The sequence below is a fragment of the Streptomyces rapamycinicus NRRL 5491 genome, assembly GCF_024298965.1.
Lineage (GTDB): Bacteria > Actinomycetota > Actinomycetes > Streptomycetales > Streptomycetaceae > Streptomyces > Streptomyces rapamycinicus.
The window spans coordinates 12,301,979-12,324,068 of the sequence record NZ_CP085193.1; the positions used below are offsets into that span (position 1 = coordinate 12,301,979).

The window sequence follows — 22,090 nt, forward strand, 5'->3', positions numbered from 1 at the left end:
ATGTCCCCCGTGCTGACCGAGTCCTTACGGCGCCGCCGATGCTAGGCGGGACGTCGCCTCGCATCCCAGTGACGGAATTCCATCGACCATTCCACGGACCGGTCACCACCCGTCCGTCAGCCGACCGGCCGACCACCCGTCGGGCCAGGTCAGAGTGGGCAAGATCGGCGTGCGGCGAAGGGCCGGGCCACCACCGGCCGACGGGCTTCGCCGCACCCGGCTCAGTCCAGCTTCTCCAGCCAGCCCAGCAGCGCCTCCGCGGTGTCCGCCACCTCGTCGGTCAGCACCGTGAAATGGTCGCCCGCCACCTCGATCAGGTCGTGCGGCAGTGGCCACGTCGCCTGCCAGCCGTCCTTACCGGCCATCTCCGGTGTGGGGCGGCCGGCCCGCAGGAACAGCGTCGGCGTGGTGACCGCGTACGGTGTCCAGTCGGCGAACATCCGCAGATAGGCACCCATCGCCAGCAGCGCGGCGTCGTCCGGCGCGCCCTCCTCCACCGCGGCCCGCGCGGGCAGCCCGAGCAGCCACTCCTGGGCGCGCGAAGCGCCGTCCAGCGGGTAGGTGTCGATCAGCACCAGCCCCCGCGGCCCGCGGCCCAGTCGCTCCAGTTCGCTGGTGACGGCGTGCGCGACGGTGCCGCCCAGGGACCGGCCCACCAGCACATACGGCTCGTCGCCCACGTGGTCGAGCACCGACCGCGCATGCATCCCGACCAGTGTCCTGCGATCCTCCGGCATGGCCTGACCGGCGCCGAAGCCGGGGTAGGGCAGCACCGCGCTGGCCAGCACCCCGTCCAGCCGGCGGCCCAGCGCGTCGTACTCGTGCGGGGTGGCCGCCGGAGTCACCGCAGGCACGCAGACCACCCTCGGCCGCCGCGGACCGGTCGCCAGCGTCACCGGCCGCATGGCGTGCTCCGCGCTGTCCCGGTCCGAGAAGGTCGGCACCGACCAGGACGCACCGGCCAGCATCTGTGTCGCCGCCTCGATCCGACCATCCCGGTACAGCCGCTCGTACAGCGTGGCCACCGTGTAGGTCGAGGACTCCGGTGAACGCCCAGCCGCCAGCTGTGCCCCTACGTGGTCGGCGAGCGCGGTGGCCGTCGGGTGATCGAACACCACGGTCGCGGACAGCCGCAGCCCGGTGGTCGACACCAGCCGGTTCCGCAGCTCGACCGCGGTCAGCGAGTCAAAGCCCAACTCCCGGAAGTCCCGTTCGGGGTCGACCGCGTCGGCGTCGGCGTGCCCCAGCGCCTGGGCGACCTGCTCGCAGACCAGCTCCAGCGCCGACCCGGGGTCGACCGCGGGCACCGCCGCGCTCGCGGCGTGCCGGGCGGTCGGCCGGGGCCGTCGGACCAGGCCCCGCAACGCCTCCGGCACCGGCTCCAGCCGGCTCAGTGTTCCGACGTCCAGCTTCACCGGCGCCAGTACGGCCCCACCCGACCCGACCGCCGCGTCGAAGAGCGCCAGCCCTTCGGCGTTCGACAGTGGCCGGAGCCCGTTGCGGGACATCCGGTCGTGGTCCGCGCGGGTGAGGTGGGCGGTCATGCCGCTGGTGCGTTCCCACGAACCCCAGGCGAGTGAGGTGCCGGGGAGGCCCAGCGTGCGGCGGTGGGTGGCGAGGGCGTCGAGGAAACTGTTGGCGGCGGCGTAGTTGGCCTGTCCGGGTGAGCCGAGGATGCCGGCGACGGAGGAGAAGAGGGCGAAGAGGGTGAGGTCGTGGTCCTGGGTGAGTTCGTGGAGCCACCAGGCGGTGTTGGCCTTGGGGGCGAAGGTGGTGGCCAGTGCTTCGGCGTCCAGGTGCTCGACGGTGGTGTCGGCGAGGGCTCCGGCGGTGTGGACGACACCGGTGAGGGGGCCGATCTCGTCGATGAGCGTGGCGAGTGCGGTGCGGTCGGTGAGGTCACAGGAGAGGGTGCGGACGCGGGCGCCGTGTTGTTGGAGTTCGGCGGCGAGTTCGGTGGCGCTGGGTGCGTCGGGTCCCTGGCGGCTGACCAGGACGAGGTCGCGCACGCCGTGTTCGGTCACGAGGTGGCGGGCGACGAGGGAGCCGAGGCTGCCGGTGCCACCGGTGACGAGCACAGGGCCCATGGAGAGGTCGGGCCGCCTCTCGGTGGACGCCCTGGTGTCCGCCGACAGGCGTGCGAGTCGGGGGAGGGTGATGGCGCCGTCGCGGATGCGGGCCTGGGGTTCGCCGGAGGCGACTACGGAGGCCAGGGCGTCCCTGGAGGTGGGGTGGTCGTCGGTGTCGACCAGCACGATGCGGCCCGGGTGTTCGGTCTGCGCGGTGCGGATGAGTCCCCAGACTGCTGCGCCGGCGAGGTCGTCGTGGGTGGCTTCGACGACGAGGGGGGTGGTGGTGTCCGCGGCCAGGTGTTGCTGTATTCGGGTCAGGGTTTGGGCGGTGATGCGGTGGGTGTCGGCCAGGATGTCGTCGCCGGCTGTGGGGACTGTGTATCGCTCGAAGTGCCCTGTGGTCGTGGGGGTAATGGGGGTTGGGGACCAGCCCAGTGTGTAGAGGTGGTTTGTTTCGGGTTGGGCGGCGTGGAGTTGGTCGGGGTGGAGTGGTCGGGTGGTGAGGGAGTCGATGGTGATGACGGGTTGGCCGGTGGTGTCGGTGGCCAGGAGGCGGATGGCGCCGGTGTCGTCGGTGTCGAGCCGGACTCGGAGGTGGGTGGCGCCGGTGGAGTGGACGGTCACCCCGGCCCAGGAGAACGGCAGTTGGATGCCGGATTCCTCGTCCCGCGCGGCGCTCACCGCAGCGGGGTGCAGGGCCGCGTCGAGCAGTGCCGGGTGCAGGATGTGGCCTGTGGGGAGCCCGGCGGCCTCTGGGAGTTCGATCTCGGCGAAGAGGGTGTTGTCGCGTTGGTAGAGGGTGTGGAGTCCTTGGAAGGCGGGGCCGTAGTGGAGTCCGGTGTCGGCGAGTTGCTGGTAGGCGGTGGTGAGGTCGATTTGGTGTGCGTCGGTGGGCGGCCAGGTGCTGAGTTCTGCTGCGGGGTGGGTCTGGTTGCTGAGGGTGCCGGTGGTGTGGCGGGTCCAGGTGCCGGTGGTGTCGCGGCTGTGGAGGGAGATGGGGCGGTGGCCGGTGTCGGTCTCGGCGCCCACGGTGATCTGGATCGGGGTGGGGTGGGTGAGTGCGAGGGGGGTGTGGATGACCAGTTCGTCCACGGTGGTGTGGTCGGTGTGTTCGGCGGCGTGCAGGGCGAGGTCTATCAGTGCGGTGCCGGGGACGATCACGGTGCCGTTTACCGTGTGGTCGGTGAGCCAGGGGTGGGTGCTGGTGGAGAGTCGGCCGGAGAGGATGAGTTCGCCGGTGTCGGCCACTGTGGTCACCGCGCCCAGCAGCGGGTGGTCTGTCGTCCCCAGTCCGGCTCCCTCCACCTCGGCGCCCCCGCCCGCGGCGTCGTGCAGCCAGAAGTCCCGCCGCTGGAAGGGTACGTCGGCAGGGAGGTACGCCTCCCGGTCGGAGTGAGGGCCCGCCAGTCCACCGAGTGGCCCACGCTGAACACCCTGCCCAACGCCTCGATCGTGCTGCGGACTTCGTTGTGGTTGCGGCGGGTGGTGGGGATGAGGTGGGTGGTGGTGGGGAGGGTGGTGCGGGCGAGGGCGGTGAGGGTGGTGTCGGGGCCGATTTCGAGGTAGGTGGTGATGCCGTGGTGGTGGAGGTGGTGGAGGGTGTCGGTGTAGCGGACGGGTGCGGTGATGTGCTGGGTCCAGTGGGTGGTGTCGGGGTGGGTGGGTGTGGCGGTGAGCATGCTGATGAGGGGTGTGTGTGGGGGGTGGTGGGTGAGGGTGTTGAGGGTGGTGGTGAAGGGTTGGAGGATGGGTTGCATGAGGGGGGAGTGGAAGGCGTGGCTGACGTTGAGCCAGTTGGTTTTGGTGTTGAGTTGGGTGGCGATGTGGTGGAGGGTGGTGCGGTCGCCGGAGAGGACGGTGGCGTGGGGGCCGTTGATGGCGGCGATGGAGATGGTGTCGTGGTGGTTGTCGAGGTGGGGTTGGAGGGTGTGGGGGTCGGTGGCGACGGCGAGCATGGCGCCGCCGGGGGGCAGGTTTTGCATGAGGGTGCCGCGTGTGGTGACGAGGTGGACGGCGTCGGGGAGGGTGAGGGTGCCGGAGACGTGGGCTGCGGTGATTTCTCCGACCGAGTGTCCGCAGACCATGTCGGGTCGCAGGCCCCAGGATTCCCAGAGTCGGTAGAGGGCGGTTTCGAAGGCGAACAGGGCGATCTGGGCGTGGTCGGTGCGTTGGAGTGTTTCGGCCTGGTCGGGGTCGAACATCACCTCGCGTAGTCCGGGGGTGGCGAGTGCGAAGACCTCGTCCAGTGCCTGGGCGAAGACGGGGAAGTGCTCGTACAACTGTCGTCCCATGCCGGGGCGTTGGGAGCCCTGTCCGGTGAACATCACCGCCAGCGGCCCGCGCCGCGGCCGGGTCGGCCGTACGGCGCGGAGCGCGGCGACGAACTCCTCACGGGTCTCCCCGACGACCACAGCGCGGTGCGGCAGGGTGGCACGGGTGGTGTTGAGGGTGTGCGCCACGTCGCCGAGCGGCGCCTCGTCCTCCTCGACATGCGCGGCGAGCCGTTCGGCCAGGGCGGACAGCGCGGGCCGGTGTGTGCGGACAGCACCCAGGGCACCGGTCCGGCCGGCGGTGTCACTGGCACGTCGGGCTCCGGCGCGCGGGGGCCTGCTCGAGCACCACATGAGCGTTGGTGCCGCTGATGCCGAACGACGACACCGCGGCGCGCCGCGGGCGCTGATCGGTGCTCGGCCAGTCCCGGGCCCAGGTCAACAGCCGGACCTCGCCAGCCGACCAGTCGACGTTCGGCGTCGGCTCGCTGACGTGCAGAGTCCTGGGCATCACACCGTGGCGCATGGCCATGACGGTTTTGATGACACCGGCCACTCCGGCCGCGGCCTGGGTGTGCCCGATGTTGGACTTCAGCGACCCGAGCCACACGGGCTGGTCACGGTCCTGCCCGTAGGTGGCGATCAGGGCCTGGGCCTCGATCGGGTCGCCGAGCCTGGTGCCTGTGCCATGCGCCTCCAGCAGGTCCACGTCGGCCACGGTCAGCCTGGCGTCGGTGAGCGCATCACGGATGACGCGCTGCTGGGAGGGGCCGTTGGGGGCGGTGAGGCCGTTGGAGGCGCCGTCCTGGTTGACGGCGGTGCCGCGCACCACGGCGAGCACCGGGTGTCCGAGTCGCAGGGCGTCGGACAGCCGCTCCACCAGCAGCAGGCCGACGCCCTCGCTGAGCACGGTGCCGTCGGCGGACGCGTCGAAGCTCTTGCACCGCGCGTCGAAGGCCAGCCCCGCTGCCTGCTGAACTCTACGTACGGGTGCGGTACGGACATCACCGTGACACCGCCGGCGACGGCGAGCGAGCAGTCTCCGGAGCGCAGCGCCCGCACGGCGAGGTGCAGGGCGACCAGCGAGGAGGAGCAGGCGGTGTCCAGCGAGACGGCCGGGCCCTCGAAGCCGAAGGTGTACGAGACGCGCCCGGACGCCACGCTCGCCGCGCTGCCGTTGCCGAGTAGCCTCCAACTCGGCGGGGAAGTCGCGCAGGCGGGTCACGTAGTCCTGGTACATGATGCCGGTGAACACGCCGGTGCGGCTGCCGCGCAGGGTGGTCGGGTCGATACCGGCGCGTTCCAGCACCTCCCAGGTGGTTTCCAGCAGCAGTCGTTGCTGCGGGTCCATGGCCAGCGCCTCGCGCGGCGAGATGCCGAACGGGTCCGGGTCGAACGCCCCGGCCCGGTCCAGGAAGCCGCCCTCGCGGACGTACGCGGTGCCAGGTGGTCCGGGTCCGGGTCGTACAGGCCGTCCAGGTCCCAGCCGCGGTCGGTGGGGAACGGCGAGACCGCGTCCCCGCCCGAGGCCATCAGCTCCCACAGCGACTCCGGCGAGTCGACCCCGCCGGGCAGTCGGCAGGCCATCCCCACGATGGCGACCGGCTCGGCCGCCCCCTCCTGGAGTGAGGCGTTCTCCCGGCGCAGCCGGGCGTTCTCCTTGGCCGACACGCGCAGCGCCTCGACAAGCTGTTCATTGGTCATCGTCGCGCCCCTCAGGCTCCGGTTTCCGTCCATCACGTGCCGGATCAGCGCCTCGGTATCCATGGCGTCAATCAGGCCGTCCTCGTCGGGTTCGGCCGCGTCCGGTGTCCGCGCCGGGTCGGGACCGGCCAGCTTCAGCAGCGCCTCCAGCACCCCGGCCTCGCGGAACCGGGCGACCGGCACCCGCTCCAGGACCCGGCGCAACTCCCGCTCGTCCGGGTCGTCGTCGGGCCCGGCGGCCGCCGGGGCGGGGGAGACCTGGTCCAGCAGGTACCGCGTGACCGCGCCGGCCGCCGGATAGTCGAAGACGAGCGTGGCGGGCAGCTGGAGCCCGGTCATCGCCGACAGCCGGTTGCGGAACTCCACGGCGGTCAGGGAGTCGAAGCCGAGGCTCTTGAACGCCTGGTCCGGCTCGATGGCGCCGGGGTCCGGATGCCCGAGCGCCTGGGCCACCTGCTCGATCACCGACGTCAGCACCGACCGCTCACGGGCATCCGGAGCGAGCGTCGCGATCCGTTCCGTCCACGGCTCGGCCCGCCGGAGTCCGCCCCGACGGCCGCTCGGCGTGGCGCGCGCACCAGTCCGCGGAGCAGAACCGGCACCGCGCCGGAGCGGCCGATAGCGGGCAGGTCGAACGTGGCCGTCACCACCTGTCCGAGGTCGACGGCGAGCGCGCCATCGAAGAACTCCAGCCCCTGCTCGTCGGTGAGCGGCCGCAGGCCGGCACGGGCCAGCCGGTCGTGGTCCGCGCGGGTGAGGTGGGCGGTCATGCCGCTGGTGCGTTCCCACGAGCCCCAGGCGAGTGAGGTGCCGGGGAGGCCAGCGTGCGGCGGTGGGTGGCGAGGGCGTCGAGGAAGCTGTTGGCGGCGGCGTAGTTGGCCTGTCCGGCGCTGCCGAGCACACTGGCCAGCGAGGAGAAGACCACGAACAGGGTCAGGCCGTGGTCTTGGGTGAGTTCGTGCAGCCACCAGGCGGCGTGGGCCTTGGGGGCGAAGGTGGTGGCCAGTGCGTCGGCGTCCAGGTGGTCGACGGTGGCGTCGGCCAGCGCCCCGGCCGTGTGCACGACGCCCGTCAACGGGCCGACCTCGTCGACGAGTGCGGCTAGTGCGGCACGGTCGGTGGTGTCGCAGGAGCGGACGCGGACCTGGGCGCCGAGCTGTTGGAGCTCGGCGATGAGTTCAGTGACCCCATCCGCGTCGGGCCCCTGGCGGCTGGCCAACACCAGGTCGAGGACGCCGTGTTCGGTCACCAAGTGGCGGGCGACCAGCGAGCCCAGACCACCGGTGCCGCCGGTGACCAGCACGCGACTCGGGCCGGGTCGGGGGAGCGTCCACGGTCAGTCGGGGGAGGGTGATGGCGCCGTCGCGGATGCGGGCTTGGGGTTCGCCGGAGGCGATCAGGGTGGGTAGTGCCTTGCGGGAGGTGGGGTGGTTGTCGGTGTCGATGAGGATGATGCGGCCTGGGTGTTCGGTTTGGGCGGTGCGGATGAGTCCCCAGACTGCTGCGCCGGCGAGGTCGTCGTAGGCGGCTTCGACGACGAGGGGGGTGGTGGTGTCCTGGGCCAGATGCTGTTGGACGCGGGTCAGAGTCTCGGCGGTGATGCGGTGGGTGTCGGCCAGGACGTCATCGCCGACCCTCGGAACCTCGTACCGCTCGAACTCCTCCGTGACCGCCCTCGCGTCCAGCTCGCGGGCGACCCATGCCAGGTCGTAGAGCTGGTGGGCGCCGACGCCTCCGGCGCGGAGCTCGTTCGCACCGACCGGCCGCTGACCAGGGAGTCGATCGAGACGACGGGCTGCCCCGCGGTCCCGCGCCAACAACCGGATCGCGCCGTCGTCGTCGATGTCCAGCTCGACCCGCAGCTTGGTGGCACCGGTGGCGTGGAGGGTGACGCCGGTCCAGGCGAAGGGCAGCCGGATGTCGTCCCCGTGGAGACCGCGGCGTGGAGGGCGGCGTCGAGGAGTGCGGGGTGGATGCCGTAGCCGTCGGCGCTGTCGGTGTGGTCGGTGTTGGGGAGGCGGACGTCGGCGAAGAGGCGACTGTCTCGGCGCCAGAGTGCGTGGAGTCCTTGGAAGGTGGGGCCGTATTCGAGTCCGGTGGTGGCGAGGCGTTGGTAGGTGCCGTCCAGGGGGATGGGTTCGGCGTCGGTGGGGGCCAGGTGGTTTGGGGGGGGTCGGGTGTGTGTTGGTGCTGGGTGAGGGTGCCGGTGGCGTGGGCGGTCCAGGGACCGTCCGGGCTGTTGCGGGTGTGGACGGTGAGGTGTGGGTGTTGGTGTTATCTGGCGGACTGATGGTGAGTTGGATGGTGGTGGGTGGGTGAGGGTGATGGGGGTGTGGATGATGAGTTCGTCGAGGGTGGTGTGGTCGGTGTGGTCGCCGGCGTGGAGGGCCATGTCGACCAGTGCGGTGCCGGGGAGGAGCGGGGTGCCGTTGACGGCGTGGTCGGTGGTCCAGGGGTGGTGGGTGGGGCTGATGTGCCCGGTGAGGATGGTGGCCCCGGTTTCCGCGAGGGTGGTGGTGGCGGGAACGAGCGGGTGTGGGGTCGGGATGAGTCCGAGCTGGGTGGCGTCCTGGGTGTCAACGGTGGGTTTCTCGTTGAGCCAGTAGCGGGTGTGTTGGAAGGGGTAGGTGGGGAGGGGGGTGGTTTTGGTGGGTGGGATGAGGGTGTGCCAGGTGATGGGGTGGCCGTGGGTGTGGGCGTGGCCGAGTGCGGTGAGGAGGGCGTGGGTGTCGTTTTGGTTGTTGTGGAGGGTGTGGATGGTGGTGGTGTTGGGGTTGGTTTCCTGGATGCTGGGGGTGAGGGTGGGGTGGGGGCTGGTTTCGATGTAGGTGGTGTAGCCGTTGTTGGTGAGGTGGTTGATGGCGGGTTGGAAGAGGACGGGTTGGCGTAGGTTGCGGTACCAGTAGTCGGCGTCGAGGGTGGTGTCGGTGATCCAGGTGTTGTCGGTGGTGGAGTAGAAGGGGATGGTGGGTTTTTGTGGGGTGATGGGTGCGAGGATTTTCTGGAGTTGGTTGTGTAGTTGGTCGATGTGGCCGGAGTGTCCGGCGAAGTCGACTCCGGGGAGTTGCCAGCGCATGATGCGGTGGTGGGAGAGTTGTTGGGTGAGGTGGGTGATGGCTTGGGTGTCGCCGGTGATGGTGGTGGTGTTGGGTGCGTTGTGGGCGGCGATCCAGATGCGGGTGTTCCAGTGGTCGGGGTCGGCTATTTCCTGGATTTTTTCGGGTGGTGCGAGGACGCTGATCATGGTGCCGTGGCCGGTGAGGGGGAGGAGTGCTTTGCTGCGGAGGGTGGTGATGCGGGCGGCGTCTTGGAGGGTGAGGGCTCCGGCGGTGTAGGCGGCGGCGATTTCGCCTTGTGAGTGGCCGATGATGGCGTCGGGGGTGAGGCCGTGGTGTTGCCAGAGGGTGGCGAGGGCGGTCATGGTGGTGAACAGAACTGGCTGGATCACATCGACGCGGTCCCAGGTGGGTGCTCCGGGTTGGCTGGTGAGGATGTCGGTGACGGACCAGTCGATGTATTCGGACAGGGCTGTGTCGATTTCGTGGATGGTGTCGCGGTAGAGGGGTGAGGTTTCCCAGAGGCGTTGTCCCATGCCGACCCACTGCGAACCCTGTCCGGGGAAGACGAGGACTGTCTTCCCGCCGTCGGGTGTGTGCCGGGTGATCTGTTCCAGCGCGGTGGCGAATTCCTCGCGGGTGGAGCCCACGAGGACGGCGCGGTGGGGGAGTGTGGTGGATCGTTGGGTGATGAGGGAATGCGCGATCTGGTGCACCGTGCCTTCGGTTTCCGTCACCAGTTGACGGGCCAGGTCCTTCAGCGCGGTTTCGTTCTGTGCGGAGAGCACCCACGGCACCGGACCGGAGGGTCCCAGCTCAAGCCCGACGGGGCCGGAGGGCCCGGCCGCCTCGGAAGGCTCGACGGGCTCCGCCGACTCCGTCGGCTCGGGCGCGGGCGGCGCCTGTTCGAGGATGACGTGCGCGTTGGTGCCGCTGACCCCGAACGAGGACACGCCCGCGCGTCGGGGGCGTTCGTCCGCGCCCGGCCAGTCCCGGGCCTCGGCCAGTAGCTCGACCGTACCCGCCGACCAGTCGACCTCCGGGGTCGGCTCGTCGATATGCAGGCTCTTCGGCATCACCCCGTGCCGCATCGACAGGACCGCCTTCATCACACCGGCTACCCCGGCGGCGGCCTGGGTGTGCCCGATGTTGGACTTCAACGACCCAAGCCACAGCGGCTGGTCCGGTCCTGTCCGTAGATGGCGATGATCGCCTGGGCTTCGATCGGGTCGCCGAGTTTGGTGCCGGTGCCGTGTGCCTCGATGAGGTCGATGTCGGTTGCGGTCAGTTGGGCGTTGGTGAGTGCGTCGCGGATGACGCGTTGTTGGGAGGGTCCGTTGGGGCGGTGAGGCCGTTGGAGGCGCCGTCCTGGTTGACGGCGGTGCCGCGCACCACCCCCAGCACCGGATGCCCGAGCCGCTGCGCGTCCGACAGCCGCTCGACGAGCAGGAGGCCGGCGCCTTCGGACCAGGCGGCGCCGTCGGCGTCGGCGGCGAAGGATTTGCAGCGTCCGTCGGGGGAGAGGCCGCGTTGGCGGCTGAATTCGATGTAGGAGGAGGGGGAGGCCATGACGGTGACGCCGCCGGCGACGGCGAGGGTGCATTCGCCGGTGCGCAGTGCCTGGACGGCGAGGTGCAGGGCGACCAGGGAGGAGGAGCAGGCGGTGTCGACGGACACGGCCGGTCCCTCGAATCCGAACGTGTAAGACACCCGGCCCGACACCACGCTCCCCGAGCCACCACTGCTCAGATAGCCCTCCAACTCCGGTGGCACAGTGCGCAGGCGTGAGATGTAGTCGTGGTACATGACGCCGGCGAAGACGCCGGTGCGGCTGCCGCGGAGTGAGGTGGGATCGATGCCCGCTCGTTCCAGCACCTCCCAGGTGGTTTCCAGCAGCAGTCGTTGCTGCGGGTCCATGGCGAGTGCTTCGCGTGGCGAGATGCCGAACAGGGCGGCGTCGAAGTCGCCTGCGTCGTGGAGGAAGCCGCCTTCGCGGACGTAGGAGGTGCCGGGTGGTCCGGGTCGGGGTGGTAGAGGTGTTCCAGGTCCCAGCCGCGGTCGGTCGGGAAGCCGGAGATGCCGTCGCCGCCTGAGGACAGCAGTTCCCACAGCTCCTCGGGTGAGGTCACACCGCCCGGCAGCCGGCAGGCCATCCCGACGATCGCGATCGGCTCACCGGATGGAGCGGCGGGGTCCGTCGGCTCCGTGTCGGGGCCCGCCGCGGATGTGTCGCCGAACAGCCGGCCGCCGAGGTAGGCCGCCAGGGCGTCGGGGTTGGGGTAGTCGAAGGCGAGTGTGGCGGGCAGCGCCAGACCGGTCGCCGCCGCCAGTCGGCCGCGCAGCTCCACGGCGCTGGTGGACGTCATGCCGATGTCGCGGAACGACTGTCGGTCGTGTACCGGCCGGCCGCCGGTGATCACGCCGACCTCGGACAGCACCAGGTCGAGCAGGGCACGGCCGCGCTCCGCCGCGGGGAGCCGGGCCAGCCGCCCGGCGGCGCCGGTGTCGACGGCCGATGCGGCCAGTTCATGCCGTATGGCCAGCACCGATGCGTCGTCCACCGTGGTCGCCGCGTCGAACAGGGCGAGCCGCTCCCGAGACGTCAGCTCCTCGCGCGGCCCCCAGCTGAGGGCCAGCGCGGGCAGCCCCGCGGCGTGCCGACGGTTGGCCACCGCCTGGAAGACCGCGTGCGCCGGGCCGTTGTCGATCGGTGCCGAGAGGACGAACAGTGCCGGGTGCGCCTCCCGGGTGAGCTCGTCCAGGGCCAGCGCGTCCTGGAGCGGACCGAGTTCGACCTCGCCGGTGAGCGTGGTCGGCAGCGTCTCCGGACCGGCCACTTGCAATACGGCCGTGACCGGCGGCCCGGCCGTCTGGAACGCCTCCGCCAGCGATGCCCGGTCGCCGGGCGCGCGGACCGTCTGAGTCACGGACGCACCCAGCTCGGTCAGGCGCGCGACCAGGTCCGGTACGGCCGTGCGGGCGAGCAGCCGCACATGCCGTATGCCGTACGCGGCGACCAGGTGCCCGGCGAGCTCGGCGGCCTGCTCCTGGTCCGCGCCAAAGACCAGCACGGTGCCGTCAGGGTCCGGCCGGCTCACCCGCTGCCCGCTCCCCGCCCGTGCCAGCCGGGGGACCAGCACCTCGCCGCCGCGCACCAGCGCCCGTGGCTGCCCGGACGCCAGGACGGCCGACAGCGCGGCGGTCGCCTCGCCGCCGTCGGCGTCCACCAGCACCGGCGCGTCGTGCGGCGCGTCCGCCCGCATCGACTCCACCAGCCCCCAGACCGCGGCCTGCGCCGGGTCGTGGTCCGCACCGTGGGTCAGCACGGCCACCCGGCCGGACCGGTCGGTCAGCCCGGTCCGCACCGCGCGCAGCACCTCGTCGAGGGAGCCGCGCGGGCAGTCCACGACCGCCGACCCGGGCGCTTCGAGGCCCGCCGTCACGCTGCCACCGGCCCGATGCGCGGACGTCGCCTGGTCGCCGTCAACAGGCCCAGCCTCCGGCACGGGCGCCGTCCACTCCAGGCGGAACAGCGACTCGAACGACCCGGAGCTCACCGCCCGCAGCCGGGCCGGGCTCTGCGCCAGCGCGTGCCGCTTGATCTTCCCGGACCCGGTGCGCGGTATGGAACCGATTTCGTACAGCTCCTCCGGCACCTTGAAGTACGCCAGGTGCTCGCGGCAGGCGGCGAACACCTCGTCCGGGTCGAAGCCGTCCGCGGCCGGCACGAGGAACGCGACCGGCACCTCGCCGAGGGTGGGTGGGCCGAGCCGACGACGGCCGCGTCGGTCACGCCCGGCACTCGCAGCAGCACCTGCTCAACCTCGGTCGGGTGGATGTTCTCCCCGCTGCGGATGATCAGCTCGCTGAGCCGCCCGGTGATGGTGTGGTAGCCGAGGTCGTCGCGGCGGCCGAGGTCACCGGTGCGGTACCAGCCGCGGGGCAGCGCCGCCTCGGTGGCCTCCGGCTGGTTGTGGTAGCCGACCATCAGGCTGGGCCCGCCGACCCATATCTCGCCCTCCTCGCCGGTCTCGACACTCTCGTGGGTCTCCGGGTCGACGATCCGTACGGTCAGGCCGGGCACCGGCAGTCCGCAGGAGCCCTCGACCTGGGTCCCGTTCGGCCAGTTGGCGGTGATCAGGCCGCAGGTCTCGGTGCTGCCGTAGCAGTCGAGCAGCGGGACGCCGAAAGTCTCCTGGAACTCGGCGCGCAGCGTCGCGGTGCTGATCGCGCCGGCCGACAGGCACACCCGCAGGTTCGGCAGCGACAGGTCGCCGTCCCGGGCGGCGTCCAGCAGATAGTGGTACATGGTCGGCACACCGGCCAGGAAGGTGAACTCCTCGGCGCGCAGCGTGTGCAGCAGTTCCTCGGCGTCGAACGCCTCGGTGATCCGCGCGGTCGCGCCGACCGCGGTCACGCTGAGCACGCAGTAGATGTGTGCCAGGCTGTGGAACAGCGGCACCGGCCACAGCACTCGGTCGGTCTCGGAGAGCCCCAGCACACCGGCGGACGAGGCGGCCACCGACCACAGGCAGCTGCGCTGGTGGACAGTACGCCCTTGGGCCGGCCGGTGGTGCCGGAGGTGTAGAGCATCCAGGCGATGTCGTCCAGCCCGAGGTCGTCGCGGGCGGGCTGCTGCGGTTCGGTCTCGGCGAGCGCGTCGAACGGCACCGCGCCGCTTTCCTCGTCGCCGGTCACCACCACGGTCAGATGCGGCCGTTCCGCCTGGAGCCGGCGCACCTGGGGCAGCCGGGTGTGGTCGGTGACGATGACCCGGGCCGCGCTGTCGTCGAGCAGATAGGCGAGCTCGGCGGTGGAGGAGTGCGGGTTGATGGGCACACCGATCGCGCTGGCGCGCGCGATGGCCAGATAGCTCTCAATGGTCTCGACGCAGTTGCCCAGGTAGATGGCGGCCCGGTCGCCGGGCAGCAGCCGCAGTTGGGCGAGGTGTCCGGCCAGTCGACGGGTGCGGGCTTCCAACTGGGCGTAGCTGACGCCACGCCTCGAGTCGGCGAACGCGGTCTGGCTTCCCCTGCGGGCCGCGTGCGCTTTCAGCAGCTCGGGCAACGGCCGGATCAGCTCGCGACGGAGCATGCCACCACACCTCTCGGTCGTACCGGTCGTCCCGGTCGGTCGGCGCTCCGCTGACGGTGCCCGCCGACCCGCGGACGTCAATCCCGGCTTATTCCAAAGGCCGTGTCCGTAAAAGCGGCCAGCAGGCGGCACATTAACCAAGTGGAAGCCCGTAACACCCCCCTAGCCGCCCCCTAGTGGTCACTATTTTTTTTGTACTCACCGGTCACCGCCGCGGCCCGGTCGGGGCGCAGTGTAGCTTTTTTGACGGGCCGCAAGAACGGCTCCGGCGCATCGTTCCCGGGGCCACGAAAAAGCAACCCGAAGAGAGAACGCGGAGCCACATTGAACCCGTCATCGCTTGTCCTGAATGGGTTGACGTCGTACTTCGAAAACGGGCGCGCCAGGGTAGTACCCCCGGTCGGCAGAAATATCCTCGGGGTCGTCAACTACGCGTCCGTGTGCGAATACCCGACCCTCGACCACGGCTATCCAGAACTCGAAATCAACATGGTCGCCCCGACCGCGGAGCCCTTCGCCGAGGTGTGGGTGACGGACGCCGAATCGGAGCACGGCGAACGCGACGGAATCACCTACGCGCACGACGGCGAGTATTTTTTCTGCGCCGGTCGTGTACCACCCACCGGGCGGTACACGGAAGCCACCAGAGCGGCGTACGTCACCATGTTCGAGCTGCTGGAGGAATTCGGCTACTCCAGTGTGTTCCGCATGTGGAACTTCATCGGTGACATCAATCGCGACAACGCGGAGGGCATGGAGGTCTACCGCGACTTCTGCCGCGGCCGGGCCGAGGCGTTCGAGCAGTGCCGGCTGGAGTTCGACCAGTTCCCGGCGGCCACGGGGATCGGCTCCCGGGGCGGCGGCATCGCCTTCTATCTGCTGGCCTGCCGGTCCGGCGGGCATGTGCACATCGAGAACCCCCGGCAGGTGCCGGCCTACCACTACCCGAAGCGGTACGGCCCGCGCGCGCCGCGCTTCGCCCGCGCCACCTACCTTCCGTCCAGGGCCGCGGATGGGGTCGGCGGCCAGGTCTTCGTGTCCGGCACCGCCAGCGTGCTCGGCCATGAGACGGCCCACGAGGGCGACCTGGTCAAGCAGTGCCGACTGGCGCTGGAGAACATCGAACTCGTCATCAGTGGCGGGAACCTGGCCGCGCACGGCATATCCGCCGGCCACGGGCTGACTGCGCTGCGCAATATCAAGGTGTACGTCCGCAGGTCCGAGGATGTGCCCGCGGTGCGCGAGATCTGCCGGGAGGCGTTCTCACCGGACGCCGACATCGTGTACCTGACGGTGGACGTCTGCCGCTCCGATCTGCTGGTGGAGATCGAGGGCGTGGTCATGTAGGACGGTCGGGCGCGCCCCGCGCCCTCGGAATGCCGATCGGCGCCCCGGAATATGGCCCGGGGCGCCGTAATGTCGCGTCCGGCCGCGGCGCGGCAGGAGCGGGAATTCAGGCCGCGGCGGTGTCCAGCGTCACCTTGCGCAGCGTCTCCGCGGTCTGACGGGCCGTCTCCAGCACGCCCGCGTCGGTCTCCGCGAGCAGTCCCTCGACCTCGGTGATGCGTTTGGCGGAACGCTCCGACAACACCACCGAGACGGTGTAGCGGAAACGGCCCTCGGGGTCCTGGTCGAGTTCGTTGATGACAGCGGTGAAACGCGGGTCGTCCATCACCTCGAAGTCGATGCGCCACTGGTCGCGGCGCGGCGTGACGCGTTCCCGCACGATGTCCTTGCCGAAGAAGACCGCCTCCCGCAAGAAACCGTCGGGGTACCGCTCGACGATGCGGCACTCACTGATCTGCGCCACGTAGTCGACCGGGTATTCCGCCTTGCGGATGAGGGTCTCCCACAGCGCGTCGTAGCTGATGCCGTCCTGGTCGTCCGTCGTGGAATCGTTGATCAGGGCGGAATGAGAAATGATGATGGCCACTTATTCTCGCTCTCAGCGGGTGCGGCGCCCTACCCGGTGCGGCCGCACGGTCTTCGGCTGACGGCTCGGCAGCCGCGAGCGTAGAGCGGGTCCGGCCGTAGCGGGAATTCGGAGTTTTCCAACGTCTGTCCATCGGGCGGTAATTATTTGTCCTACGCCGCCCGGGTGACCGGCGTTTCCGCAGGTCAGCGCCGTATTGTTTGCCTTGACCAAGATGAGCGGATGATGGGAATGTATGCCCCGTGCAACGTGCCCCGATCCGGAGGAACAGATGAAAGCGCCACGACTTAATCCGAAATTATCAGTCAGCGTGATGTTCACCGTCTCCATGTTCGTGCGCATGCTCGACATGACGATCGTGACCGTGGCACTGCCGGCGATCAGCCGGGACTACCACGTGGACACGGTCAGCGCCGGTGTCGTTGTGGTCAGTTACCTGTTGGGCCTGGTCATCGGCATCCCCGCGGCGAACTGGTGCGGCGACCGGTGGGGCACCAAGCAGGTGTTCGTGCTCGGGCTGGTCGTCTTCACGGTCACCTCCGTCGCCTGCGGAGTGGCCCAGAACCTGCCACAACTGATGATCTTCCGGCTTTTCCAGGGCCTCAGCGGCGGCCTGTTCGGGCCGGTGGTGATGGCGATGCTGGTGCGCACCTTCCCGCCGGAGGAGCGGATCAAGGCCAGCCGGGTCATGACCATCCCGATCGCCGCCGCCCCGCTGATCGGATCGGTGCTCGGCGGGTTCATCGCCGACTCGCTCTCCTGGCGCTGGATCTTCTACATCAACCTGCCCATCGGCGTCGCCGCGGCCCTGTTCGCCGTGTTCTTCCTGGACGACGACGGGGAGCGGGCACGCAACCCGTTCGACGTCCTCGGCTTCGTCTACGCGGCCGGCGGGCTCACCCTGCTGATGTACGGGCTGAACAAGAGCGTGACCGAGGGCTGGACCTCGGCGCTGGTGCTGGGCTGCGTCGTCGGCGGCGTGGTGCTGCTCGGGCTACTGGTCTTCACCGAACTGCGGGCCGCGCACCCCCTGTTGGACCTGAGGGTCTTCGGCAACCACATCTTCCGGATCAGCTCCGGCATCATCTTGATGATCACCGCGTTCAACGCCGCGTACAACTTCGTGTTCCCGCTGCTGTACCAGGAGGTGTTCGGCCGCTCGGCCCTGCGTGTCGGCATCGACATCGGCCCCGCCGCCATCGGGGCCATCGCCGGGGCACAGGTCGCGGTGAAGATGTACCACCGGCTCGGGCCGCGCAGGCACCTGCTGGTGTCGCTGACCGCCTCGTTCGTGGGCCTGGCGCTGATGGCGTTGATCGACGTCGACACCCAGCGGTGGCTGGTGTGGCTGATCATGCTTTACACCGGCGCGGTCAGCGCCATCGCCTACAACGCCGCGCAGACCACATCGTTCGCCACCCTGACACCGCACCAGGTCGGGGTCGCCTCCTCGCTGTTCAGCACGGCCACCCAGACCGGCGCCGCGCTCGGCGTCAGCCTGCTCAGCACCGTCCTGGCCGGCCTTGGCACCACCACCGACGCCGGCGCGCCGGATCTGTCCACGTACCAGCTGGGCTTCGTCATCACCAGCGGACTCGCGATCGTGGCGCTGCTGCTGACCCTGCGGGTCCGCGACAGCGAGGCGGCCGGCACGCTGGAGTCGAAGCCGGAAAAGGAGTCGGTCGCCGACGCGAATCCGGCCCCCTAAACCCCCCTAGAAACGACTCCGGCCCCGCCGCGCCGCGGCGTGCTCTCCCACCATGGAGGCCATGGCGAACCAAGTGAGCACGTCCGCGGAGCTGCTGGACTACATCACCTCGGTCTCGCTGCGTGACGACGAGATCCTGCGCGGCCTCCGCGAGGAGACCGCCGGGCTGCCGGGCGGCACAACGCTCCCGGTGGCCGCGGAGGAGGGCCAGCTGCTCGCCCTGCTGGTCTCGCTCACGCGGGCGAGGACCGTCCTGGAGATCGGCACCTACACCGGGTACAGCACGCTGTGCATGGCCCGCGCGCTGCCGCTCGACGGTCGGATCGTGACGTGCGACGTCACCGACAAGTGGCCGTCCGTCGGCCGCGAGTACTGGAAGCGCGCGGGCGTCGCCGACCGCATCGAGGTACGCGTCGGCCGGGCCATCGAGACCCTGGACGTGCTGCTGGCCGACACCGGCTTCGGGCCGGACTCCTTCGACCTGGTTTTCGTCGATGCCGACAAGGCGAACTACCCGGCCTACTACGAGCAGGCACTGCGGCTGGTACGGCCGGGCGGGCTCGTGGTCATCGACAACACGCTCTTCTTCGGCCGGGTCATCGACCCCACCGCGCAGGACCCCGACACCGTCGCGGTGCGGGAGCTGAACGCCAAGCTGTTCACCGACGACCGCGTCGAGCTGTCGCTGCTGCCGGCCGCGGACGGCATCACACTGGTCCGCCGCACCGCCGCCTGACCCACCGCACCACCCCAAGCCCCTTGCCGGCACGCCCGGCCGCCCGGCCGGCCCGCCGCCGGGCCGCCGGCCCACGGAAGTGAACGTTCGGGAGGACATGTGACGTCAGCAGCTCATGAGCCGCAGGACCGGGCGCTGGTGGTGCTCGGCGCCGGTGTGATGGGCGTCGGCATCACCACGCTGGCACTCGCCCACGGGGTGCCGGTCACCCTGGTGGACACCGCGGAGGGCGTGCTGCCCGTGGCCCGCGGCCGGATTCGGGAGGGCCTGCGGATGGCGCAGATGATGGGTGCGCTGCCGAAGGACGTCACCACCGGCGAGCTGACCGAGGTCACCGCCCCGGCCGAGGTGGACTGGGCGGCCGGCCCGGCCGCGGTGATCGAGGCCATCACCGAGGACGCCGAGCTGAAGGCCAAGGCGCTGGCCGAGGTGGCCCCGGCGGTCACGCCCGGCACCCCACTGATCTCCAACACCTCCTCGATCCCGATCGACGAACTGGCGGGCGCGATCGGCCGGCCCGAGGACCTACTCGGCACCCACTTCATGAACCCGTCGTACCTGATCCCGACCGTCGAGCTGATCCGCGGGCCGCGCACCGGCGAAGCCGCGCTGCGTGCCACCCGGGAGCTGCTGGACCGGCTGCGGCGCAAGGTCATCGTGGTGAACGACGCCCCCGGGTTCGTCACCAGCCGGGTGCTGCACCCGATGATCAACGACGCGGCGCGGGTGGTGGAGGAGGGCACGGCCTCCGTCGAGGACGTCGACGCCCTGATGCGGGGCTGCCTGGGGCACCCCACCGGACCACTGCGCACGGCCGATCTGATCGGCATCGACAACCTCGTCGACTCGCTGTGGGTGCTGTACCGGCGCACCGGTGACGAGGGCTGCCGACCGTGCGAACTGCTGCTGTCCAAGGTCCGCGACGGACACCACGGCCGTAAGAGCGGCCGCGGCTTCTACACCTACGAAAGGGCGATGTGATGGGTACCAGCACGGAGAACGCGTCCGTCGAGCAGCAGCTGCTGTCCTTCCTTGAGGAGCGGACCAAGACCCCGTGGACGCCCGACCGCGACCTGTTCGCCGACGGCGGCCTGTCCTCGCTCTTCGCCATGGAGCTGGTCGTCCATCTGGAGTCGACCTACGACATCATGGTGGCCGGCCCGGACCTCCAGCTCACGAACTTCCGCACCGTCAACGCGATGGTCGCCATGGTCGACCGGTTGCGGCAGGCCGCCGGTGAATGACCGCGAGGCCCTGGTCAGCGAGCTGGTGGGAGACCGCGCCGACACCTGGGACCTGACCGGCCTGATCCCCGCCGAGCCGCTGCGGAAGCTGGGCGAGGCCGGACTGCTGTGCGGCGAGCTTCCCGAACAGTACGGCGGACTCGGGCTGAGCAGCCTGGACAACGGCCGGTTCACCGCACACGTGGGCAGCCTGTGCAGTTCGCTGCGGTCCGTCATGACCTCGCAGGGCATGGCCGCCTGGACCATCCAGCGGCTGGGCAGCGCCCAGCAGCGCGCCGACCACCTGCCGCGCCTGACCTCCGGCACGCTGGCCGCCGTCGGCTTCAGCGAGCCCGGGGCGGGCAGCGACCTGTCGGCGATCAGCACCGAGATCCGTCCGGACGGCGACGACGTGGTGGTGGACGGCCGCAAGGTCTGGGTCACCGCGGCTCACTACGCCCACCTGCTGGTCATCTTCGGCCGCTATGGCGACGGCGCCGCGGCGGTGCTGGTGCCCGCCGATGCCCCCGGTGTCACCGTCGAGCGGGTAGCCGACCCGATGGGCTGCCGGGCCGCCGGGCACGCGGGCATCCGGCTCGACTCGGTGCGGCTGCCGCGCGGTCACGTCCTGGGCGGTGCCGGCGCGGCACTGACCATGCTGGTCACCGCCGCGCTGTCGTACGGCCGGATGTCGGTGGCCTGGGGCTGCGTCGGCATCCTGCGGGCCTGTCTGGCGGCGGCCTCCCGCCACGCCAAGTCCCGCGAGCAGTTCGGCCGGCCGCTCGCGCAGCACCAGCTGATCGGAGGCCACCTGGCCGATCTGCTGGTGGCCGAGCAGACCGCCACCCGGGTGTGCGAGCACGCGAGCCACCGCTGGGACGAGGGGTCCCCGGACATGGTGACCGCCGCGGTGCTGGCCAAGCACGTCGGTGCCACCCAGGCGGCCGCCGCCGCGGCCACCGCCGTTCAGGTCCTCGCGTCGGCGGGCGCGTCGGACGGACATGTGGTGGCCCGTGCGTACCGGGACGCCAAGTTGATGGAGATCATCGAGGGCAGCAATGAGTTGTGCCGGCTGATGCTGGCCCAGCACGCGCTGTCGGTCTCGGGCTGAGAGGAGAACCCGGTGGACGGGCAGGTCACCATCGTCAAGTGCGTGGTGTGGGACCTCGACAACACGCTGTGGAAGGGGACGCTCCTGGAGGACGGAGAGGTCAGGCTCTTCGACGGACTGCGCGAGGTCATCGAGGAACTGGACCGCAGGGGCGTCCTCCAGTCCATCGCCAGCAAGAACGACCACGACCACGCCTGGGCCAAGCTGGAGGCGCTGGGAGTGGCCGAGTACTTCCTGCTGCCCAGGATCGGCTGGGGGCCGAAGTCCGACTCCGTCCGGGAGATCGCCGAACGGCTCAACTTCGCGCACCCCACCATCGCCTTCATCGACGACCAGCCCGCCGAGCGGGCCGAGGTCACCTACCACCTCCCCGAAGTGCGGACCTACGATGCCGGGCAGGCGCCGGCCCTTCCCGACCTGCCGGAGTTCTCCCCGCCCGCCTCCACCGTGGATTCCCGCCGTCGCCGGGAGATGTACCGTGCCGGCTTCGAGCGGGATGCGGCGCGCACCGAGTACGCCGGGCCGGACGAGGACTTCCTGCGCTCCCTGCAACTCGTCATGACCATCGGCAAGGCCGGTGAGGAGGAGCTGACCCGGGTCGAGGAACTGACCCTGCGCACCAGCCAGATGAACGCCACCGGTGTGCACTACTCGGACGCCGCGCTACGCGGTCTGCTCGCCGACCCGGCCCACGAGGTGCTGGTGATCACCATGTCCGACCGGTTCGGCACGCACGGCGCGGTCGGCATCGTGTTGCTGGAGAAGCTGGCCGAGGTCTGGCACCTGAAGTTGCTGGCGACATCCTGCCGAGTGGTCAGCTGGGGCGCCGGCGCCACCATCCTGAACTGGCTGTGCGACCAGGCGGCTCGTGGCGGCGTGCACGTGGTGGCCGACTTCCGCCGCACCGACCGCAATCGGATGATGGAGATCGCTTACCGATTCGCCGGCTTCTCCGAGCAGGACTGCGCCTGCCGGTCCACCATCACCCACGCCCCGGAGATCGAGGGCACCGAACGCCTCCATCTGAAGCCGGCCCGGCAGCCTGCGTCGTCCACGGTGACGGTGATCGCCGAGGACATCGAGGCGGCGGCGACGGCCTGACACTATCCCCTCCAGCTCGCGGACGTATAAGGGGCTCCCCGTCACCGAAGCGCCGGGGCGAGGTCGTGTGGGCCTCCCACAC

General features: G+C 70.4%; 14 protein-coding genes and 7 pseudogenes. 7 read left to right on the forward strand and 14 right to left on the reverse strand.

Annotated features, from left to right (window positions below):
• Positions 1 to 221: 221 nt before the first annotated feature.
• The 13 genes and pseudogenes from LIV37_RS52935 to LIV37_RS52980 form a co-directional block, all read right to left on the reverse strand.
• On the reverse strand, positions 222 to 3,329 hold the full coding sequence (locus tag LIV37_RS52935; RefSeq protein WP_420834380.1) for a type I polyketide synthase: 3,108 nt from the start codon (positions 3,327 to 3,329) through the stop codon (positions 222 to 224).
• Complete coding sequence (locus LIV37_RS52940) at positions 3,326 to 4,696, reverse strand: acyltransferase domain-containing protein (protein ID WP_420834381.1); 1,371 nt, start codon at positions 4,694 to 4,696, stop codon at positions 3,326 to 3,328. The genes LIV37_RS52935 and LIV37_RS52940 overlap by 4 nt, the downstream gene beginning before the upstream one ends.
• Entirely contained in the window at positions 4,647 to 4,874 is a 228-nt protein-coding gene (locus LIV37_RS52945; RefSeq protein ID WP_420834398.1) for a ketoacyl-synthetase C-terminal extension domain-containing protein, read from the reverse strand. Before LIV37_RS52945 ends, LIV37_RS52940 begins: the two co-directional genes overlap by 50 nt.
• A gap of 18 nt (positions 4,875 to 4,892) precedes the next feature.
• Positions 4,893 to 5,503: pseudogene (locus LIV37_RS52950) on the reverse strand (beta-ketoacyl [acyl carrier protein] synthase domain-containing protein); the annotation flags it as partial.
• Between the two features lie 88 nt (positions 5,504 to 5,591).
• Positions 5,592 to 6,109, reverse strand: a pseudogene (locus tag LIV37_RS52955) (beta-ketoacyl synthase N-terminal-like domain-containing protein); the annotation flags it as partial.
• Positions 6,110 to 6,331: 222 nt separating this feature from the next.
• Positions 6,332 to 6,523 (reverse strand): annotated as a pseudogene (locus LIV37_RS50830) (acyl carrier protein); the annotation flags it as partial.
• Positions 6,517 to 6,816: a hypothetical protein gene (locus LIV37_RS50835; protein WP_254807207.1), complete on the reverse strand. Its 300-nt coding sequence runs from the start codon at positions 6,814 to 6,816 to the stop codon at positions 6,517 to 6,519. The gene LIV37_RS50835 and the pseudogene LIV37_RS50830, both read right to left, overlap by 7 nt.
• Complete coding sequence (locus LIV37_RS50840; protein WP_254807208.1) at positions 6,813 to 7,349, reverse strand: ketoreductase domain-containing protein; 537 nt, start codon at positions 7,347 to 7,349, stop codon at positions 6,813 to 6,815. The genes LIV37_RS50835 and LIV37_RS50840 overlap by 4 nt, the downstream gene beginning before the upstream one ends.
• A 46-nt stretch (positions 7,350 to 7,395) precedes the next feature.
• Positions 7,396 to 7,731 (reverse strand): annotated as a pseudogene (locus LIV37_RS52960) (SpnB-like Rossmann fold domain-containing protein); the annotation flags it as partial.
• Positions 7,629 to 8,804: a polyketide synthase dehydratase domain-containing protein gene (locus tag LIV37_RS52965; RefSeq protein WP_420834399.1), complete on the reverse strand. Its 1,176-nt coding sequence runs from the start codon at positions 8,802 to 8,804 to the stop codon at positions 7,629 to 7,631. The gene LIV37_RS52965 and the pseudogene LIV37_RS52960, both read right to left, overlap by 103 nt.
• Positions 8,790 to 11,513 (reverse strand): annotated as a pseudogene (locus tag LIV37_RS52970) (type I polyketide synthase); the annotation flags it as partial. The gene LIV37_RS52965 and the pseudogene LIV37_RS52970, both read right to left, overlap by 15 nt.
• A gap of 1,251 nt (positions 11,514 to 12,764) precedes the next feature.
• Positions 12,765 to 12,848, reverse strand: a pseudogene (locus LIV37_RS52975) (hypothetical protein); the annotation flags it as partial.
• Positions 12,849 to 13,135: 287 nt separating this feature from the next.
• A pseudogene (locus tag LIV37_RS52980) lies at positions 13,136 to 14,196 on the reverse strand (class I adenylate-forming enzyme family protein); the annotation flags it as partial.
• Between the two features lie 354 nt (positions 14,197 to 14,550).
• Between LIV37_RS52980 and LIV37_RS50875 the strand changes: the two are divergent.
• A complete protein-coding gene (locus LIV37_RS50875) occupies positions 14,551 to 15,543 on the forward strand; it encodes an FkbO/Hyg5 family chorismatase (RefSeq protein ID WP_020874859.1) in 993 nt (330 codons plus the stop codon).
• Positions 15,544 to 15,649: 106 nt separating this feature from the next.
• Here LIV37_RS50875 and LIV37_RS50880 read toward each other — a convergent pair whose 3' ends face one another.
• Positions 15,650 to 16,129, reverse strand: a complete 480-nt coding sequence (locus LIV37_RS50880) for an AtaL-like protein (RefSeq protein WP_020874860.1) — start codon at positions 16,127 to 16,129, stop codon at positions 15,650 to 15,652.
• A 313-nt stretch (positions 16,130 to 16,442) separates the two neighbouring features.
• Between LIV37_RS50880 and LIV37_RS50885 the strand changes: the two genes are divergently transcribed.
• The 6 genes from LIV37_RS50885 (at position 16,443) to LIV37_RS50910 (ending at position 22,008) form a co-directional block, all read left to right on the forward strand.
• Positions 16,443 to 17,837, forward strand: a complete 1,395-nt coding sequence (locus LIV37_RS50885) for a DHA2 family efflux MFS transporter permease subunit (protein ID WP_020874861.1) — start codon at positions 16,443 to 16,445, stop codon at positions 17,835 to 17,837.
• Positions 17,838 to 17,898: 61 nt separating this feature from the next.
• Positions 17,899 to 18,573 carry an O-methyltransferase gene (locus tag LIV37_RS50890; protein ID WP_020874862.1) on the forward strand — a complete coding sequence of 225 codons (675 nt, stop codon included), beginning with the start codon at positions 17,899 to 17,901 and terminating at the stop codon, positions 18,571 to 18,573.
• Positions 18,574 to 18,672: 99 nt separating this feature from the next.
• Entirely contained in the window at positions 18,673 to 19,554 is an 882-nt protein-coding gene (locus LIV37_RS50895; RefSeq protein WP_121826384.1) for a 3-hydroxyacyl-CoA dehydrogenase family protein, read from the forward strand.
• Positions 19,554 to 19,817, forward strand: coding sequence for an acyl carrier protein (locus tag LIV37_RS50900; protein ID WP_020874864.1), 264 nt, complete (start codon positions 19,554 to 19,556; stop codon positions 19,815 to 19,817). Before LIV37_RS50895 ends, LIV37_RS50900 begins: the two co-directional genes overlap by 1 nt.
• The gene (locus tag LIV37_RS50905) at positions 19,810 to 20,907 is read left to right on the forward strand and encodes an acyl-CoA dehydrogenase family protein (protein WP_020874865.1); all 1,098 of its coding nucleotides are present in this window, start codon (positions 19,810 to 19,812) and stop codon (positions 20,905 to 20,907) included. Before LIV37_RS50900 ends, LIV37_RS50905 begins: the two co-directional genes overlap by 8 nt.
• A 12-nt stretch (positions 20,908 to 20,919) precedes the next feature.
• Positions 20,920 to 22,008 carry an HAD-IIIC family phosphatase gene (locus LIV37_RS50910; protein WP_020874866.1) on the forward strand — a complete coding sequence of 363 codons (1,089 nt, stop codon included), beginning with the start codon at positions 20,920 to 20,922 and terminating at the stop codon, positions 22,006 to 22,008.
• Positions 22,009 to 22,090 lie beyond the last annotated feature (82 nt).

Coding starts and splice junctions, on each gene's coding strand:
- LIV37_RS52940 (WP_420834381.1), bottom strand. CDS start 4,696: ATGTGGTGCTCGAGCAGGCCCCCGCGCGCCGGAGCCCGACGTGCCAGT.
- LIV37_RS52945 (WP_420834398.1), bottom strand. CDS start 4,874: ATGGCCATGCGCCACGGTGTGATGCCCAGGACTCTGCACGTCAGCGAG.
- LIV37_RS50835 (WP_254807207.1), bottom strand. CDS start 6,816: ATGACCGCCCACCTCACCCGCGCGGACCACGACCGGCTGGCCCGTGCC.
- LIV37_RS50885 (WP_020874861.1), top strand. CDS start 16,443: ATGTTCACCGTCTCCATGTTCGTGCGCATGCTCGACATGACGATCGTG.
- LIV37_RS50890 (WP_020874862.1), top strand. CDS start 17,899: ATGGCGAACCAAGTGAGCACGTCCGCGGAGCTGCTGGACTACATCACC.
- LIV37_RS50900 (WP_020874864.1), top strand. CDS start 19,554: ATGGGTACCAGCACGGAGAACGCGTCCGTCGAGCAGCAGCTGCTGTCC.